This window comes from Clostridium sp. AM22-11AC, from assembly GCF_003473545.1.
GTDB lineage: Bacteria > Bacillota > Clostridia > Lachnospirales > Lachnospiraceae > Enterocloster.
Genome location: NZ_QUCM01000005.1, coordinates 149040 through 164755, shown reverse-complemented (window position 1 = coordinate 164755; position 15716 = coordinate 149040). Strand labels below are relative to the sequence as shown.

Below are 15716 nucleotides of genomic sequence, written 5' to 3'. Positions count from 1 at the left end.
AGTAAAACTAGACCAAAATACTGATTAAAAATCAATAGATAACTAGTACATCGTTTCGTAAATAACTGTACTAATCACGTAGGATGCGGATTTGAGTGTGCAGGTCTAAAAACGCAGGCGTAGCGGGCTACGCTGAGGCTTTTAGGCCTGTGCAATCAGATCCGCAGACAAGTGAGTGGTATAGTTATTTTGAAAACGATGTACTAGGTTTACTCCATTCCCTTTAACAGCTTCTCAACACTGGAAAGCTTTACGCACAGTGCAAACAGCTCTGTAGCCACAATCAAATCGCCCAGAGGAGGATAGGTTGGTGCAATACGGATATTGCTATCATGAGGATCTTTTCCGTATGGATAGGTTGCTCCGGCAGAGGTCATAACAACACCTGCTTTCTTGCATTTTGCTACAATATCTTTTGCACAGCCATCTAAGGAATCAAAAGCAATAAAGTAACCGCCCTTTGGCTTAGTCCACTCGCCGATACCAAGACCGCCCAGCTCTCTTTCCAGAATCTCTTCTACAGCTTCAAACTTCGGACGGATGATATCGGCATGTTTTCTCATATGCTCTACCATTCCGTGAATATCCTTGAAGAAACGTACATGACGCAGCTGGTTTACTTTGTCATGGCCGATGGTCTGGTGCTTTAACTGAGCCTTGATGTCTTCCAGGTTGTTGTGGGAAGTAGCAATGGCTGCAATACCGGAACCTGGGAAACTGATCTTGGAAGTAGATGCAAATTTGTAAACCAGGTCTGGATTTCCGGCTCTCTTGCACTCTGCAAGGATCTCGATCAGATGATCCTGGTCATGGTCATACAGGTGATGGATGCCGTATGCATTATCCCAGAAAATACGGAAATCAGGTGCAGCCGGTTCCAGTCTTGCAAAACGGCGTACTGTTTCATCAGAGTAGGAATATCCCTGTGGGTTGGAATACTTCGGAACGCACCAGATACCTTTGATGGCAGGATCAGTGGAAACCAGTTCCTCTACCATATCCATATCAGGACCTTCTGGAGTCATAGGAACATTGATCATCTCAATGCCAAAATACTCGGTAATTCCAAAGTGGCGGTCATAGCCAGGAACCGGGCAGAGGAATTTGATCTTATCCTGCTTGCACCATGGAGTATTTCCCATAATTCCGTGGGTCATGGCTCTTGAAACCGTATCATACATAACGTTTAAGCTGGAGTTTCCATAAATGATAATGGTAGAAGGATTAACCTCCATCATATCTGCCAGAAGTTCCTTTGCTTCATCAATACCGGTAAGCACTCCGTAGTTACGGCAGTCTGTACCATCTTCACAGGTCAGGTCATCATCACTGCTGAGCACGTCCATCATGCCCATGGACAGATCCAGCTGATCTGCGCTTGGCTTACCTCTGGACATATCCAGTCTCAGATCTTTTGTCTGAAAATCGTGATACTTTGCCTTCAGGTCTTTGCGAAGGGCTACCAGTTCTTCTTTGGTCATCTCTGCATACGGCTTCATAATTTCCTCCTCTATATGTGTTCTTAAGGCAGACATATGTCAGTGCCATAAACACATTTTCTTTCATTGCTATAAAATATACACCAAAGTATTTATTCCGTCAACACAAAATTTCCTTATGAAGTCAAAAGCTTTGCTTATGTTTAAATACACCGCATATATTTTTACTTATAGCTCAGTAAATTTCCCGGTAAACCGGGGAATTTGACTGTGCAAACTGATTTTCAGTTTTTACTGCGCTAACAGCTCCTTTAACAGCTTATTTACCATTCCAGGGTCTGCCTTGCCCTTCATAGCCTTCATAGTCTGTCCTACCAAAAAGCCTATAGCTTTTTCTTTTCCGCCCTTATAATCGGCTACGGACTGCGGATTTGCCGCCAGAATGCCTTCAATGGTGGTCTTTAAGGCGCCTTCATCATTTACTACCTTTAAGCCCTTTTCTTCAACATAAACAGCCGGATCCACATTATGCTCAAAGATCTCTTCAAATACGGTCTTTGCTACTGTACGGTTGATCTCGCCTGCTGCTACCATCTGGATCAGCTTTGCCAGGTTTGCAGGTGAAAAGCCCATATCATCCGGATCCATTTCATGTTCCTTCAGTAAACGCATGGCTTCTACCATCAGCCAGTTAGATGCATCTTTTGGCTTTCCGCAAAGCTTTACGGTCTCCTCAAATACATCTGCCATATGCTTGGAGTTTGTAAGGATCTCCGCGTCATACTGAGGCAGGCCGAATTCGCTGATATAACGAGCCATTTTCTCGGTACGAAGCTCTGGCTGTGCCGCCTTGATCCGGGCGATCCACTCATCACTGATCACAACGGGTGTCAGGTCCGGATCCGGGAAGTAACGGTAATCCTGTGCATCTTCCTTGGAACGCATAGCCTTGGAACTTTCCTTGTTGTCATCCCAACGTCTTGTTTCCTGAATGACCTTCTTGCCATCTTCGATCAGCTCGATCTGGCGTCTTGTTTCTCCTTCAATGGCATGTGCAATAGCCTTAAAGGAGTTAATGTTCTTCATCTCTGTTCTAGTGCCGAATTCCGGTGCGCCCACTTCACGGACGGATAAGTTTACATCAGCTCGCATGGAACCTTCCTGAAGTTTGCAGTCAGAAGCTCCCAGATACTGGATGATCAGACGAAGCTTTTCCAGATATGCGATGACTTCCTCTGCGCTTCTCATATCCGGCTCAGAAACGATCTCGATCAGCGGAACACCGCTTCGGTTGTAGTCAACTAAAGAGCAGTCTTCCCACTCGTCATGGACCAGCTTGCCGGCATCCTCTTCCATATGGATCTCATGGATACCGATCTTTTTCTTTACGCCGGACTCTGTTTCGATCTCTACCCAGCCATCGTGGCAGATAGGCAGGTACAGCTGTGAGATCTGGTAGTTCTGTGGGTTATCAGGATAAAAATAGTTTTTACGGTCAAATTTGCAGTACTGGTTGATCTGGCAGTTTGCAGCCAGACCTACTGCCATGGCATATTCTACCACCTGTTTATTTAATACAGGCAGAGAACCGGGCATACCGGTACACACCGGGCATGTATGGGTATTTGGCGCTCCTCCGAAAGCGGTAGAGCAGCCGCAGAATATTTTCGTCTTTGTTGCCAGTTCTACATGGACTTCCAGACCGATGACGGTCTCATACTGTTTACTCATGGCTTACTCCTCCTCAGTCAGATACTTTTGCCAGCTTAGGCATTTCATATTTTCTGGTACACTCAAATGCATAACCTGCGCGGATAATGTTCTTTTCCTTAAAGCAGTCACCGATCAGCTGCATTCCAATCGGAAGACCCTTAGAGTCCATGCCGCATGGAACGGTCATTCCAGGAAGACCAGCCAGATTAACGGAAATCGTATAAATATCACCCAGATACATTTTTAATGGATCACTTAAGGAAGCTCCCAGCTTTGGTGCTGTATCAGGAGATGCAGGAGCCAGAATCAGGTCATATTTTGCAAAAGCTTTATCAAATTCTTTCTTGATCAGAGCCTTGGTGCGCAGGGCCTTTAAATAATAAGCGTCATAATAACCGGAGCTTAATACGAAAGAGCCAAGCATGATACGGCGCTTTACTTCCGGCCCGAAGCCTTCAGAACGTGTCTTTTTATACATGTTGTGAAGACCTTCGTATTCTTTGGTGCGGTAGCCATATTTTACACCGTCAAAACGTGAAAGGTTGGAGCTTGCTTCTGCAGAAGCAATGACGTAATAAGCAGGAATAGCGTAATCTACCAAACCTAAATCAAAGTTTTCTACAATAGCGCCTTTTTCCTTTAAAATATCTGCTGCCTTTAAAATGGCTGCCTTTACTTCCTCATCCAGCCCTTCACCAAAATAGCTTGACGGGATACCGATCTTCATTCCCTTTACATCATCCTTTAATGCAGAGGTAAAATCACAGTCTGTACGGGCCATGGAAGTGCTGTCTTTTAAATCATGGGAAGAAATCGCTTCCAGAATCGCTGCACAATCGGAAACGTCCTTTGCAACCGGTCCGATCTGGTCCAGGGAAGAACCATAGGCGATGAGGCCGTAACGGGATACAGTTCCGTAGGTGGGTTTAATGCCGGTAACGCCACAGAAGGAACTTGGCTGACGGATAGAACCGCCTGTATCAGAACCTAATGCATAAAAGCACTCATTAGCTGCTACAGCTGCACAGGAGCCGCCTGAAGAGCCTCCAGGTACATGTTCTGTATTCCATGGATTGCGGGTCACGCCATAAGCGGAAGTCTCTGTGGTACTTCCCATAGCAAATTCATCCATGTTTGTCTTTCCAAGAATAACGGCTCCTGCTTTTTCCAGGTTTAAAACAGCCTCTGCTGTATAAGTTGGCACAAAATTTTCAAGGATCTTTGAGCTGCAGGTAGTGCGCATGCCCTTAGTACACATGTTATCCTTAATAGCAGCCGGTACACCTGCCAGTGGACCTGTCAGTGTTCCTGCCTCGATCTGGGCCTGAACCTCTTTTGCACGCTTCATGGCTCCTTCTTCGTCTAAAGTCACATAAGAATGAACCTGTTCTTCCACTGCCTTGATCTGCTTGATCACTGCTTCTGTGGCCTGTGGAGAAGTGATCTCTCCGGCCTTTATCTTCTTTCCCAGTTCCAGGGCTGTTAAATCTAATATACTCATCTGGCCGCCTCCTATTCTACTGTCTTAGGCACCATGAAGGCTCCGTCCTTCTTTGCAGGTGCATTGGCAAGTATCTCATCTCTGTCATCCCCGTTGGTCACCACATCTTCACGGAACACATTATTGACAGGAAATACATGGGACATAGGCTCTACGCCAGTTGTATCCAGTTCATTTAATTTATCGATATAGTCAAGCATTCTTCCCATATCCTTTTTTGCTTCTTCTTTTTCTTCCGGTGAAAGCTCCAGCTTTGCCAGAATGCCTACATACTCTATGGTCTCGTCACTGATCACATTTGCCATGGTTTCGTTTCCTTTCTGAACCTGTTTCTTCTATATAAATGCAACTATATATAAGAAGTTTTTGGAATTTTTTATAAGTTTTTCTTATGATCTATGGTTCCAGTCTTGTTACATCTCTTGGGAAGAGCGCTGTCTCTCTTACGTTCTGCTCATCTAAAAGACGCATGGTCAGTCTCTCTAAGCCGATTCCCAGTCCGCCATGTGGCGGCATTCCATATTTAAAAATCATCAGATAAGAGGCAATGTCTTCCGGATCCATGCCACGTTTTTCCATTTTTTTAAGGATCTCGCCATAATCATGAATACGCTGTCCGCCTGTGGTCACTTCCAGACCCTTAAATAACAGGTCAAAGCTTAATGTAAATTTCGGATCTGCCGGGTCATCCATAGCATAAAATGGACGTTTCTTAGATGGATAATGGGTAACAAATACGAAATCACTGCCGTATTCTTCTTTAAAATAACGGCCAATGAGAAGTTCTTCTTCCGGCTCTAAGTCATATGGGTTTCTGATCCGCCTGTTGTATTTTTCAGCTACCAGCTCTTTTGCTTTGTCAAAACGGACTGCGGGGATCTTACTTACATCCGGAAGTGTGACACCTAACATATCCAGTTCCTTCTTGTACTCTTTTTCAAGAAGAGCCATAGTGTACTGTAAAAATCCGGTCTCCATTGCCATAATGTCCTCGAAACCGTCAATATATCCCATTTCAAAATCCAGGCTGGTATATTCGTTTAAATGACGGGTAGTGTTGTGCTTTTCTGCACGGAACACAGGAGCTGCTTCAAATACACGGTCATAAACGCCTACCATGGTCTGTTTGTAAAACTGGGGGCTCTGGCCTAATTCTGCTTTTTTGTTGAAATAGTTTAATTTGAATACGTTAGATCCGCCTTCAGCACCTCTTGCTACGATCTTTGGTGTGTGGATCTCTGTAAAGCCCTGGGTAAATAAATAATCCCTGAAGCCTCTTACAATGCCTTCCTGGATCTTAAATTTTGCACGTTCTCTTACATTTCTAAGTGATACCGGACGCAGGGCCAGCTTTGTTTCAAGGGATGTGTTCATTTTCCATTTGCTGATGGGGATCGGCATTGGCTCTGCGGGCTGGGATAATACTTTGATCTCTTCTAAGCGCAGCTCAAAACCATGAGGAGCTCTTTCTTCTGCCTTAACAGTACCAAGAACTTCTACTGCTGATTCTTCTTTCAGATCATGGATATCAAAATTTGTGACGCCTTCTTCGTATACGCACTGCACCAGTCCTTCTGCCTTCCGCAGGATCACAAAAGCCACCTCGCCCATGTCACGGACATTGTGTACAGCACCGTTCATACGGATCTTTTTTCCTTCATAGGATCCTTCTAAGATTTGTGCGATTCCAAGAGTTTCTTTTTCTTTGACGCCTTCTACAAATTCCATCATATTTATTCTCCTTCCCAAGGGTGTACATTAAACATTAAATGTACATCTTACGGTTCCGGAGATTTTTATATAAATTTATATAAAAAAACGCCCCGGAACACATTTGCTGTATTCCGGGACGGGATCTTCTTTTCCCGCGGTACCACCCGCATTGAGAAATCTTCAGGATGCTCTTAAGACTTCTCCTCTTTTTCGCATGTAACGTATGCCACGGATATACCTACTATCAGTCCTGCCAGCCGGTTGCATCCCCTTCTGGCAAAGCCGCTTCGATATACCAGCTCCAGAGTGTTCCCTTCGCCCAGTCCTGCGCGGCGGCGCTCTCAGTCGGTGACGCCCCCTTCCTGTTACATTTCTCAGACAAGAGTCTCTTTCATTGCTGTTTTTTATTTGTTTTATAAATTAATACTCAGAAAGCAGAAAGTCAAGATGTTTTTTCATATTTGTCTGATTTTTGTTGGTTTTTAAAAATACAGTCCTTTCATTGACGATATAATTGACAAATGATACAATCTCATACGTGAAGAAAAAATAAGCGGCTGCGAAGCAGACAGGAGGCCCTCTTTTATGAATTCTCTTGACAAAAAACTACAGATGTCAGGCTTCATTGCCTTTTTCCTAAGCGGCATCTGCTCCATCAGCAGCGGTATTATAGTAAGCCTGCTGCAGGAACGTTATGGATTTGACTACAATGTAACCGGCACACTTTTGTCTATTATGAGTATTGGAAATCTGATGGCAGGTTTTGCCACCGGAGTCCTTCCTGCAAAGATCGGACTTAAAGCCACTATTATTACACTAAGCGCAGGTTATGAACTGGGATATCTGTGGCTAGGGATTTCCGGCTGGATGAGCATTCTGGTGCTTTCTTTCCTTCTGATCGGCTTTGCCAAGGGAAGCGTTATCAATATGTGTACCATCCTGGTAAGCAACCATTCTGAAAACCGTGCAAAAGGCATGAACATCATGCATTCCTGTTATGCCTTAGGAGCTCTGATCTGCCCCTTTGTAATTGCCGGGGCCGGACTGATCGGACCTGTAGTTCCCATGTTTACTTTAGGCTTTTTAGGACTTATCATGTGGATCATTTTCCATCTGACACCATTTGAAAAGAAAACAGCTGGAAAAAAAGAAAAAACAGACTGGGGATTTTTAAAAAGCAAACGTTTCTGGCTCCTTACAGGACTTATCTTCTGCCAGAACGCAGCAGAGACCAGCGTAAACGGCTGGCTGGTAACTTACTTTAAGGGAAGCGGCATTTTATCCGGTACTTTAAGCGCCTACACCGTGACTGTTATGTGGACTGCCACACTGATCGGAAGACTTCTGATTGCCTTTGTATTCCCTCTTAAAAATCCATACACAGCCATGATCAAAATGGGCATTGGCTGTACCGTATTTTACATTGGACTGATGATGGCAAACAACCAGGTAGCTGCTATTCTCCTGCTTTTCGCCTTTGCTTTTTCCATGGCCGGCATGAACCCAACTGCCGTTGCCTGTGCCGGAAAGATGACCAGCGTAGCCAGCATCGGTGTTTTACTCCCGGCTGCCAGCTTTGGCGGCATCCTGATGCCATGGATCATTGGTATTGTCTCCAACATTGCGGGACTGAAAATGGGTATGGCAATGAATATTATTTCCTGTGTGGGAATGCTGATATTCTGTATCGCTGTAAAAAACTTAAACGAAGAATAATAAATATTTTCCCCGTCTTTGACCGGCGGGGATTTTTTGAACTTTCATAACGTCCTCATTTTCCTGTGTTTCTTTGGTATTTCAAGACACGAAAAAGACCGGTCGGGGAACCGGTCTTTCTCAGGAGAAGGTATTTCGTTTCTTATGGGGTGTAGCAAAAACTATATAATGTATTGGGGGGTTACGCCTATTATAATAGCATAGGATCCTCAAAAAGTGTGCACAAAGTTTCGATTTTTGTCTTTTTTCTTTTATGCATTTTATCCAACAACTGTTTCTGACTTTTCTTCTTTCTGGCGTTTAGGCCACTTTTCCTCCGGCTGCTGGCTTTTTTTATAAAAGTACTGGATAATGTCTTTTCGTGTAATAATACCGATAAAACATTTCTGGTCATCTAATACAGGCACAAAATTCTGGTTTAACGCTTTTCCGATCAGGTCTTCCATATCTGCGTCTGCCTTTACCGGACGGTTGTCCAGTCTGCGCTTGATGGCTGTAATGGGGATCTTCTCCGCACCTTTCAGATCCAGATGGTACTGATTTTTGATGCCCCAAAGCAGATCTCCTTCTGTCAGAGTTCCGATATAGCGGCCTGTTCTGCTGATAATGGGGATGGCAGAATATTTGTGGTACTCCATCTTTTCCAAAGCCTGTCTTAAGGTATCTTCCTCACTAATATAAGCTACTTCGCTTTTAGGAGTCAGGAAAAATAAAATGTTCATCTCGATGCTCCTTTTGTTATTATTCTAAAAGGATTATACCTTAAGGCTCTGAAGCTTCAGTGAATAATTTCTAACATTTTTCTTAAATTGTTGATCTGATCTCTTTTATCTGATCTTTACTCCATCTGATCCAGTGGATCCAGTGTTTTTTCCTGATGTTTTAATTCAAAAAATACATTCACACCTTCTACGGAATAATATTTTGTAGGTTCTGCCACGTATCCTAAGATCTGCCCTGCTTCCAGATACTCACCTGGAACAGCGGAAATTTCCTTTAGCTGCCCACAGGTAGCAGTGTACTCATTTCCCAGATCCAGCACAACAAAGTTGCCGATCTCTTCATTGGAACCTACTTCCAGCACCTTTGCATTTGCGGGGGCTGCCACCGGATCACTGACCTCTGCCTGGATCACAATGCCCGGATTGCATTTAAACTGGTCCAGAGTGGGGAAATAAATCGTCTGGTCCATACTGTAATCCAGGATCACATTCCCCCGCACCGGCCAGGTAAGGACACTGGTATCTGAAAAATTTAATACCAGAGCTTTGGCTGCCTGTTTTCCTGCACCTGCTTCTGCTGCAAGATCATCCTTGGTGTTTGGATTTTTCTCTTCTTTTTGTGCGTAACTTTCCTGTGGTACCTTTGACGCTTCGATCTCAGAAATTTTTTCTTCTGCCTTTTCTTCCTTCTGTGCAGTTTCAGGAACACCGTCCTGTGCGATAATTTCTCCTCCCGGCACTTCCAGATAAGGGCTCTGTCCCTTTTCATCTGTGTTGCTGACCGTAAGTACACCTACTGCTGCTACCGCCGTAAGCAGGCCGATCACCATCATCACCAGAAAAAGCTTATCTTTGAACATCTGATTTACTTTATCTTTCACCTTTTATCACCTCGGTAGTATTCTTACCATTTCAGGGTGCTTTATTCAGTGAAAAATGCAATACCGCTGTAAAAATATTCCAGTATTTCTTTAAAATCCCAGCCATCTTCTGCTTTTGCCTCTGCTTCATTCTGGCTCAGTCCATAGCCATGTCCCTTTCCTTTTACTGTAATGCCGATCCCGTTTTCCTGGGGTTCTGTAAAAAAGCAGGAGGAGGAAAGTCCAAATGCACCGGCTGCTTCCTCTCCAGTAAAGGAACATTCATCAATCTGGATCTCCTGTACATACCCGGCTGTATCTCGTTTTACAGTCTGCACTTTCCCTGGAAATGCTTCCGGGCGGACCTGTCTCACTTCCCCTTCTTTTCCCGGGATTTCATTCAGGGCTGCTGCCGCCTGTTTGGCAGATAAAGATACAAAACTGATAAAATCCGCTGCTTTTTCATCATCGGGACAGGAAACTGACTTCAGATACGGATATCCCTCATCCCCATCCCTGGTAGAACCGGCGGTGACGGCGCAAAAAAGAGGAGCGATCATCTCCCCATCATATGTCATCACAATTCTATTGGTCTGGATCACTGCCTCTTCCAGACGGCTGTATTTTTCCGGAAATTCCGTTTTTCCCCATATTTTTTTCAGCTCTTCCCTCGGTTTCCGGTCCAGATCCAGACTTAATTCCGAAATTTCTTTTTCTTCTCCCATCTGCCTGCGGATATAAGTCCTTGCGATCACTGCCTGGGCTTTGAGCGCTTCCATTTCACTGTCCGGCGAGATCTGAGCTGCCAGTACCGATGGCAGGTATTCTTCCAACGACAGGTAATCGCCATTTTCCTCCCGGTCCAGAAGGATCCTGTATTTTCCCGCAGCTTCTTTTTCCTGCTGCCTTACATATTCTGCCCCGTGTATATTTCCCGTTACTGCCAGTACCGTCCCATAGGGGATCAGGAAACCGGCTGCAACCAGTACGACCATCCATTTTTCCATAAAAAATCCCTGCCTCCCATATATTTATCATCATCATAAATATATGGAGACAGGGCACTAAACTATCCTTTTTTATCAGCCAATATAAGCCTGGATCAGGCGGAAGGTGTTTTCTGCCCCATCTCTGTGGCTTCGTTCATAGCCATGGGAAGCATACACACCAGGACCAATGAGAGCATGGCGGATATCATTTCCTGCGCGAAGTGTAGTTTCCACATCTGAACCATAATGAGGATATACGTCCACTGCAAAGCCAATGTTATTCTCCTTTGCCAGCTGGACCAGATGGCTTACGATCTCATAATTATAAGGTCCGCCGCTGTCTTTTGCGCAGATAGAAACTTCCCGCTCTGTACACATCAGGCCTTCTCCTACACAGCCCATATCCACAGACCAGGCTTCTGTCACGCCATCCGGCACAGAAGCACTGCCTCCATGTCCCACTTCCTCATAAATGGTAAAATGAGCATAAACAGCACGCTGCGGCTCTATCTTCTCGTCTTTTAAATATTTTCCATATGCAAGTAAAATGGCAGCTGAAAGTTTATCATCCAGAAAACGGCTTTTTATATAACCGGAGGATGTAACTCTTGTCCTTGGTTCAAAGCACACATAATCTCCTGGCATAATCCCCAGTTTTAAAGCATCTTCTTTAGAGCTTACCGGCTCGTCTATTAGAACCTCTACTGTATCCCAGTTTCGTTCAGTTTTTTCATAATCTCCGTTTACATGAACGGACGCATTCACTAACTGGCATACACCTTCGTAAATACCGTCTGCCTTTGTTATGATACGCACATTTTCCGCCTCTGCATTAGCCGGTTTCATACCTCCGATATTGGTAAGACGGAGACGGCCATTTGCCTTAATTTCCGCTACCATGCCTCCCAGTGTATCGCAATGTGCCTCCAACAGAATACCATCTTCTTTGTTCTTTCCGCCAAAAGAAGCTACAACACCACCTTTTACGGTGCGTTTCGCCTGGATCCCCAGACGATCTAATTCCTCTAACAGATAATCTGTTACCTGGCGGCAATAGCCGGAAGGACTGTCAATGGACAATAATTTTTCTGCCTGTTCTATGATGTAATCTGTATATTTTCTGTAGTCTGTCATGTATTATTTTTCCTCTGTTTTCTGTTTATGTCCTCTCGGAGTCTTTCATGCACCTGCCTTTGTGGCTGATTTTCCGATCATACGCTCCGCTCCGGACATCTTCTGTCTCTTCCTCTTAACTTATAATAAGCATTTTTTTCTGCATACATCCTCTGTTCTGCCGCTTTTAACATAGACTCAAGCATGCCTTCTTTTTTCCATTCCAGTCCCATGGAATAACTGATATGTGCCTGCTTTAAATCTTCCTGTACCTGCTCCATCTGTTCCTCAAATTCTGCCTTTCCTGACTCTGGAAGAATGATCACAAATTCATCTCCTCCAATGCGGTAGGAATTTTCCGGAAATGTTCTTAAGATTTCTTTTGCAGCATCACAGAGCAGCCGGTCCCCTGCTTCATGGCCCAGATTATCATTGATCTGTTTTAAACCATTTAAGTCAATATAAGCAACACCTGTGTCGCATACAGGATATTTTTCAAAAGTTTCCAGTACTTTCATGTACTTATTGCGGTTATAGAGCCCTGTAAGCATATCACGAAAACTTAAAAACTGCAAACGTTCCTGCTGTCTCTGGGAAGACTGGCTGTTTACAATAAAATACTGGAGAGATAATAATAAGGTCGCATCATCAAAATGAACCTTTGGATTGTCCACACCAATAAAACCTGTGACTTTACCGTTTTTCTTTAAAGGAACCGTTAAAAGGCGCTTGATATTCTGTTCCACTAACATTTCGTAGGTGGGATATCCCTTTTCCTGTTCTGCATCTGCAATATAATAAACCTGACCATTTTCAAACTTATCCATCCACACTGCAATTACACTGAGAGGAACCGACTGGAGATTGTCGATCTGACGGGTCACGCCTTCTGCTGTATATTCGTATGTATTGATCACGATCTGTTTTTCATGATCAATATCAAAAATATAACTTCTGTCTGCCTGGAAATACTGGTTGATGATCCCTAAAAGATTATAGATGGCTGTATGGATATCACGGTCCGCAGATAATTCCACCGCACACTTGTTTAAAGTAGTAGCTACTTCCAACTGATGGATCCTCTCTTTATTTGACTTCTCCATCCGTGCTTTTAAACTGCCAACGATCAGGATATTGGCAATGATCCCAAAAATGACTACCATTATCTTATCACGATTGGAAGCATCAAAATAGAAAAAACTGTGGTCCGTTGAAAAGAAATACATAGAATAAATGTATGTGATAAACCCACAGAGCATACCGGCTCCGTATCCAAACTGTACCAGAACCGCGGACAGGATCACAAACAGAATAATATTGGGATTGGAAATGTCAAATTTATTCATGATCACACAGGCCAGTACCTGCAAAATCCCCGTAATTAAGATCCATTTATTTTTTTCATCCTGTACGACGGTTTCCAGCTCTTTCATAATCGGTCTCCTCTCTGTATCGGTTTGTAGTGTATTGCTCTACACGTATAGTATAACTATATTTTACAAAAACAAAGAGGATTTTTCAATATTTTATTCGTTTTGTAACGTAAATATATTGTGAAAACTTATTGTAAGATCAGACATACAAGCGGCAGTGTGACCAGAGAACAGATCGTGGTGATAAAGATCCCTCCCATGGCATATTCACTGTCAGAGGACGTTACCATCATCGCTATAGACGCCATAACAGGCATTCCTGCGATCAGTGCGATCGTCAGTCTTACATCCCCTGCTATTCCAAAAGCCCCCATCATACCATACATGATCATAGGGACAAGCAGCATTTTTGCAAATACGATCCCGTACAGTTCGCCCCTGCGCAGCCCGTTTTTCATAGGAACACAGGCAAAGATTCCGCCCAGATAGATCATTGCAAGAGGCGTTGCTGTAGAACCGATCTTTTGAAGTCCTGTATTTAACAATGTAGGCAATTTAAGCCCTGTAAGGATCATAAAGAGCGCCACTATAATTCCAATGGATGCCGGATTGACCAGTTTCTTCAGATCAAATTTTCCTTCTCCTTCCGGAGCTGTCAGTTTTACTCCCAGGGTCCATAAAAACAGCTGGTCAACAATGGAAAATACCGACACGTACAAAATGCCGTTTTCCGGATAAATACTGGTGATAATGGGGATCCCCATAAATCCGATATTTCCAAACATGCTCATGGTCTGATAGATCTGCGCCGTTTTTCCTTTTACGTGAAATATCCGTGCGATCCCCATACTGATAAAAAACATGGCAACATAAAACAGAAATGCTGACATCAGAACAGAACCGGAACTCAACAGAACATTTCTCTCTACCCCATTAATAATATTCGTAAAGATAAGCAATGGAAGTCCCATTCTTAAGACAAATTTTGATATAGGCTGTAAGGTCTCCCTGTTAAACAACCTGCTTTTTACCAGTATCACACCTGCCAGAATGTAAATTACAAATAGTTCCATCTGTTCTAACAGAATCCAAAATGTACTCATGTTATACTCCTTCTTTTCCCCCGCATATTCGGGACATATTTATAAGTATACCACGATTTTCCAGATCCTGTCTGCCAGATTTTCCTTATGCTTCCATGATCCCATAGCCAAACTGATACCATTTATGATGCTCCGGGATAAAGAATGCCACATCCGGACAGTTTTCTTTGATATTCTGGCGGATCACATCCAGAACACCTTCTGCATTGACTTTATCTGCCGGAAGTTTCATATCTGCTAATAACTCTGGCTTTGCTGCAAACAAGGTTTCCCAGATATCATAGTGATGTGGAATAACTGCCTTGGGATTAATAGCCTGCACCAGTCTTGCAAACATCTGGTGATCCTGTTTTGGGCTGACATGCATAAATGCGATCTCATTTCCTCTATATTTTTCCATGCGGTGGATCTGCTCCTCTGTGGTCATTCCGCCCCAGACAACGGCTCTGTATCCATTAACATCGGTAATGCGGAAGTTGTACATTTCCAGGGAACCATACCACATAGTTTCTCTTCTGCTTCCGTCCTTCTGAATGCAGTAACCTCTATCCCAGTAATTTCCGCCTTTGGACTCTGTATGTCTGGCAGAGATCACTTCGATCTTCACATCATCAAATTCATATTCTTCCCTGCCACGGATACGGAACAGACGCTCTACATTCAGGTCATATTCCTTACACAATGCTTCCGCAGACAGATCCCCCACAAAAATAGCTGCCTGTGGGAAGCGCTTCTGGATCCGTCCGATACTGTCTGAATGGTCATCATGTGTATGGGTGAGAAGAACATAATCCGCCCGTTCAATCTCATTAATGCTGATAGGATAAACCTGTGCCTCGTCTAACCATGGATCTACTAAAAGATGTTTTCCGCTGGATAACTCCATTTCAAAGCCTGCATTGTTCAGCCATCTGAATTTCATACCTTTTCCTGTGATGTTCATGTGTCTGGTTCCTCTCTGTTATGATTTATATGATAGATATACTTCTTGTACTTCAGTATAAAACTTTTGAGGCTCAAGTGCAACGTTAAACTTAACATTAGAACCAGAAATAAAACAAAACTTTATCTGTAATCACACTTCTTACACTGGATCATTTCGTTCTCGCTATCTTCTTTATAGAACACACCGGCCCAGTGGCATATGCTTTGCAAAATAGGGACTACTGACTGTCCTTTTTCTGTAAGGCTGTATTCCACTCTTGGAGGAATCTCATCATAGGACTGGCGTTTTACAATACCATTTGCGATCAGCTCTTTTAATGCTGATGCCAGAACTGCATCTGTAATATTCCCCATCTCCTTGCGCAATTCACTGTAACGCAGGATCTTCATAGCAGCCAGTACACAGATGATCCGCGAATTCCATTTTCCGCCAAATACTTCCAGACCGTATTCTAACGGACAGCGGATGTCTTTTTCTATTTTTCTCTTATACATATGTTTTTCCCCTCTCCCTGCTCTTACCGGATCT

The 15716-nt window shown here is 43.7% G+C and carries 14 protein-coding genes; 1 reads left to right on the top strand and 13 read right to left on the bottom strand.

The genetic code is table 11. From position 1 onward, the window contains the following. Positions 1-209: 209 nt before the first annotated feature. From DW251_RS07265 to aspS, 5 genes are all read right to left on the bottom strand, one after another. On the bottom strand, positions 210-1499 hold the full coding sequence (locus DW251_RS07265; RefSeq protein ID WP_118300587.1) for an aminotransferase: 1290 nt from the start codon (positions 1497-1499) through the stop codon (positions 210-212). A 231-nt stretch (positions 1500-1730) separates the two neighbouring features. Further along, a complete protein-coding gene (gene gatB / locus DW251_RS07260; protein ID WP_118300586.1) occupies positions 1731-3170 on the bottom strand; it encodes an Asp-tRNA(Asn)/Glu-tRNA(Gln) amidotransferase subunit GatB in 1440 nt (479 codons plus the stop codon). A gap of 13 nt (positions 3171-3183) precedes the next feature. Beyond that, positions 3184-4653, bottom strand: a complete 1470-nt coding sequence (gene gatA, locus DW251_RS07255) for an Asp-tRNA(Asn)/Glu-tRNA(Gln) amidotransferase subunit GatA (protein WP_118300585.1) — start codon at positions 4651-4653, stop codon at positions 3184-3186. Positions 4654-4664: 11 nt separating this feature from the next. Next, positions 4665-4958 (bottom strand): Asp-tRNA(Asn)/Glu-tRNA(Gln) amidotransferase subunit GatC, encoded by a 294-nt coding sequence (gatC, locus tag DW251_RS07250; protein WP_118300584.1) that lies wholly within the window; start codon positions 4956-4958, stop codon positions 4665-4667. A 91-nt stretch (positions 4959-5049) separates the two neighbouring features. After that, entirely contained in the window at positions 5050-6381 is a 1332-nt protein-coding gene (aspS, locus tag DW251_RS07245; protein WP_118300651.1) for an aspartate--tRNA(Asn) ligase, read from the bottom strand. 570 nt (positions 6382-6951) lie between these two features. Here aspS and DW251_RS07240 point away from each other — a divergent pair. Further along, positions 6952-8082 (top strand): MFS transporter, encoded by a 1131-nt coding sequence (locus DW251_RS07240; RefSeq protein WP_118300583.1) that lies wholly within the window; start codon positions 6952-6954, stop codon positions 8080-8082. 260 nt (positions 8083-8342) lie between these two features. On the opposite strand, the gene DW251_RS07235 is transcribed toward DW251_RS07240, so the two are convergent. The 8 genes from DW251_RS07235 to DW251_RS07200 all read right to left on the bottom strand — a co-directional run bounded on the left by DW251_RS07235 (position 8343) and on the right by DW251_RS07200 (position 15682). After that, positions 8343-8804, bottom strand: coding sequence for a CBS domain-containing protein (locus DW251_RS07235; protein WP_021870831.1), 462 nt, complete (start codon positions 8802-8804; stop codon positions 8343-8345). A 116-nt stretch (positions 8805-8920) separates the two neighbouring features. Continuing rightward, complete coding sequence (locus DW251_RS07230) at positions 8921-9685, bottom strand: M23 family metallopeptidase (RefSeq protein WP_021870830.1); 765 nt, start codon at positions 9683-9685, stop codon at positions 8921-8923. Positions 9686-9726: 41 nt separating this feature from the next. Further along, a complete protein-coding gene (locus DW251_RS07225) occupies positions 9727-10671 on the bottom strand; it encodes a SpoIID/LytB domain-containing protein (RefSeq protein ID WP_118300582.1) in 945 nt (314 codons plus the stop codon). A gap of 75 nt (positions 10672-10746) precedes the next feature. Beyond that, a complete protein-coding gene (locus DW251_RS07220) occupies positions 10747-11787 on the bottom strand; it encodes a M42 family metallopeptidase (protein WP_118300581.1) in 1041 nt (346 codons plus the stop codon). Between the two features lie 77 nt (positions 11788-11864). Further along, a complete protein-coding gene (locus DW251_RS07215; RefSeq protein ID WP_021870827.1) occupies positions 11865-13199 on the bottom strand; it encodes a sensor domain-containing diguanylate cyclase in 1335 nt (444 codons plus the stop codon). Positions 13200-13327: 128 nt separating this feature from the next. Next, positions 13328-14242, bottom strand: coding sequence for an AEC family transporter (locus DW251_RS07210; protein WP_118300580.1), 915 nt, complete (start codon positions 14240-14242; stop codon positions 13328-13330). A gap of 85 nt (positions 14243-14327) precedes the next feature. Continuing rightward, positions 14328-15185 carry an MBL fold metallo-hydrolase gene (locus DW251_RS07205; RefSeq protein ID WP_118300579.1) on the bottom strand — a complete coding sequence of 286 codons (858 nt, stop codon included), beginning with the start codon at positions 15183-15185 and terminating at the stop codon, positions 14328-14330. A 122-nt stretch (positions 15186-15307) separates the two neighbouring features. After that, positions 15308-15682, bottom strand: a complete 375-nt coding sequence (locus DW251_RS07200) for a helix-turn-helix domain-containing protein (RefSeq protein WP_118300578.1) — start codon at positions 15680-15682, stop codon at positions 15308-15310. Positions 15683-15716 lie beyond the last annotated feature (34 nt).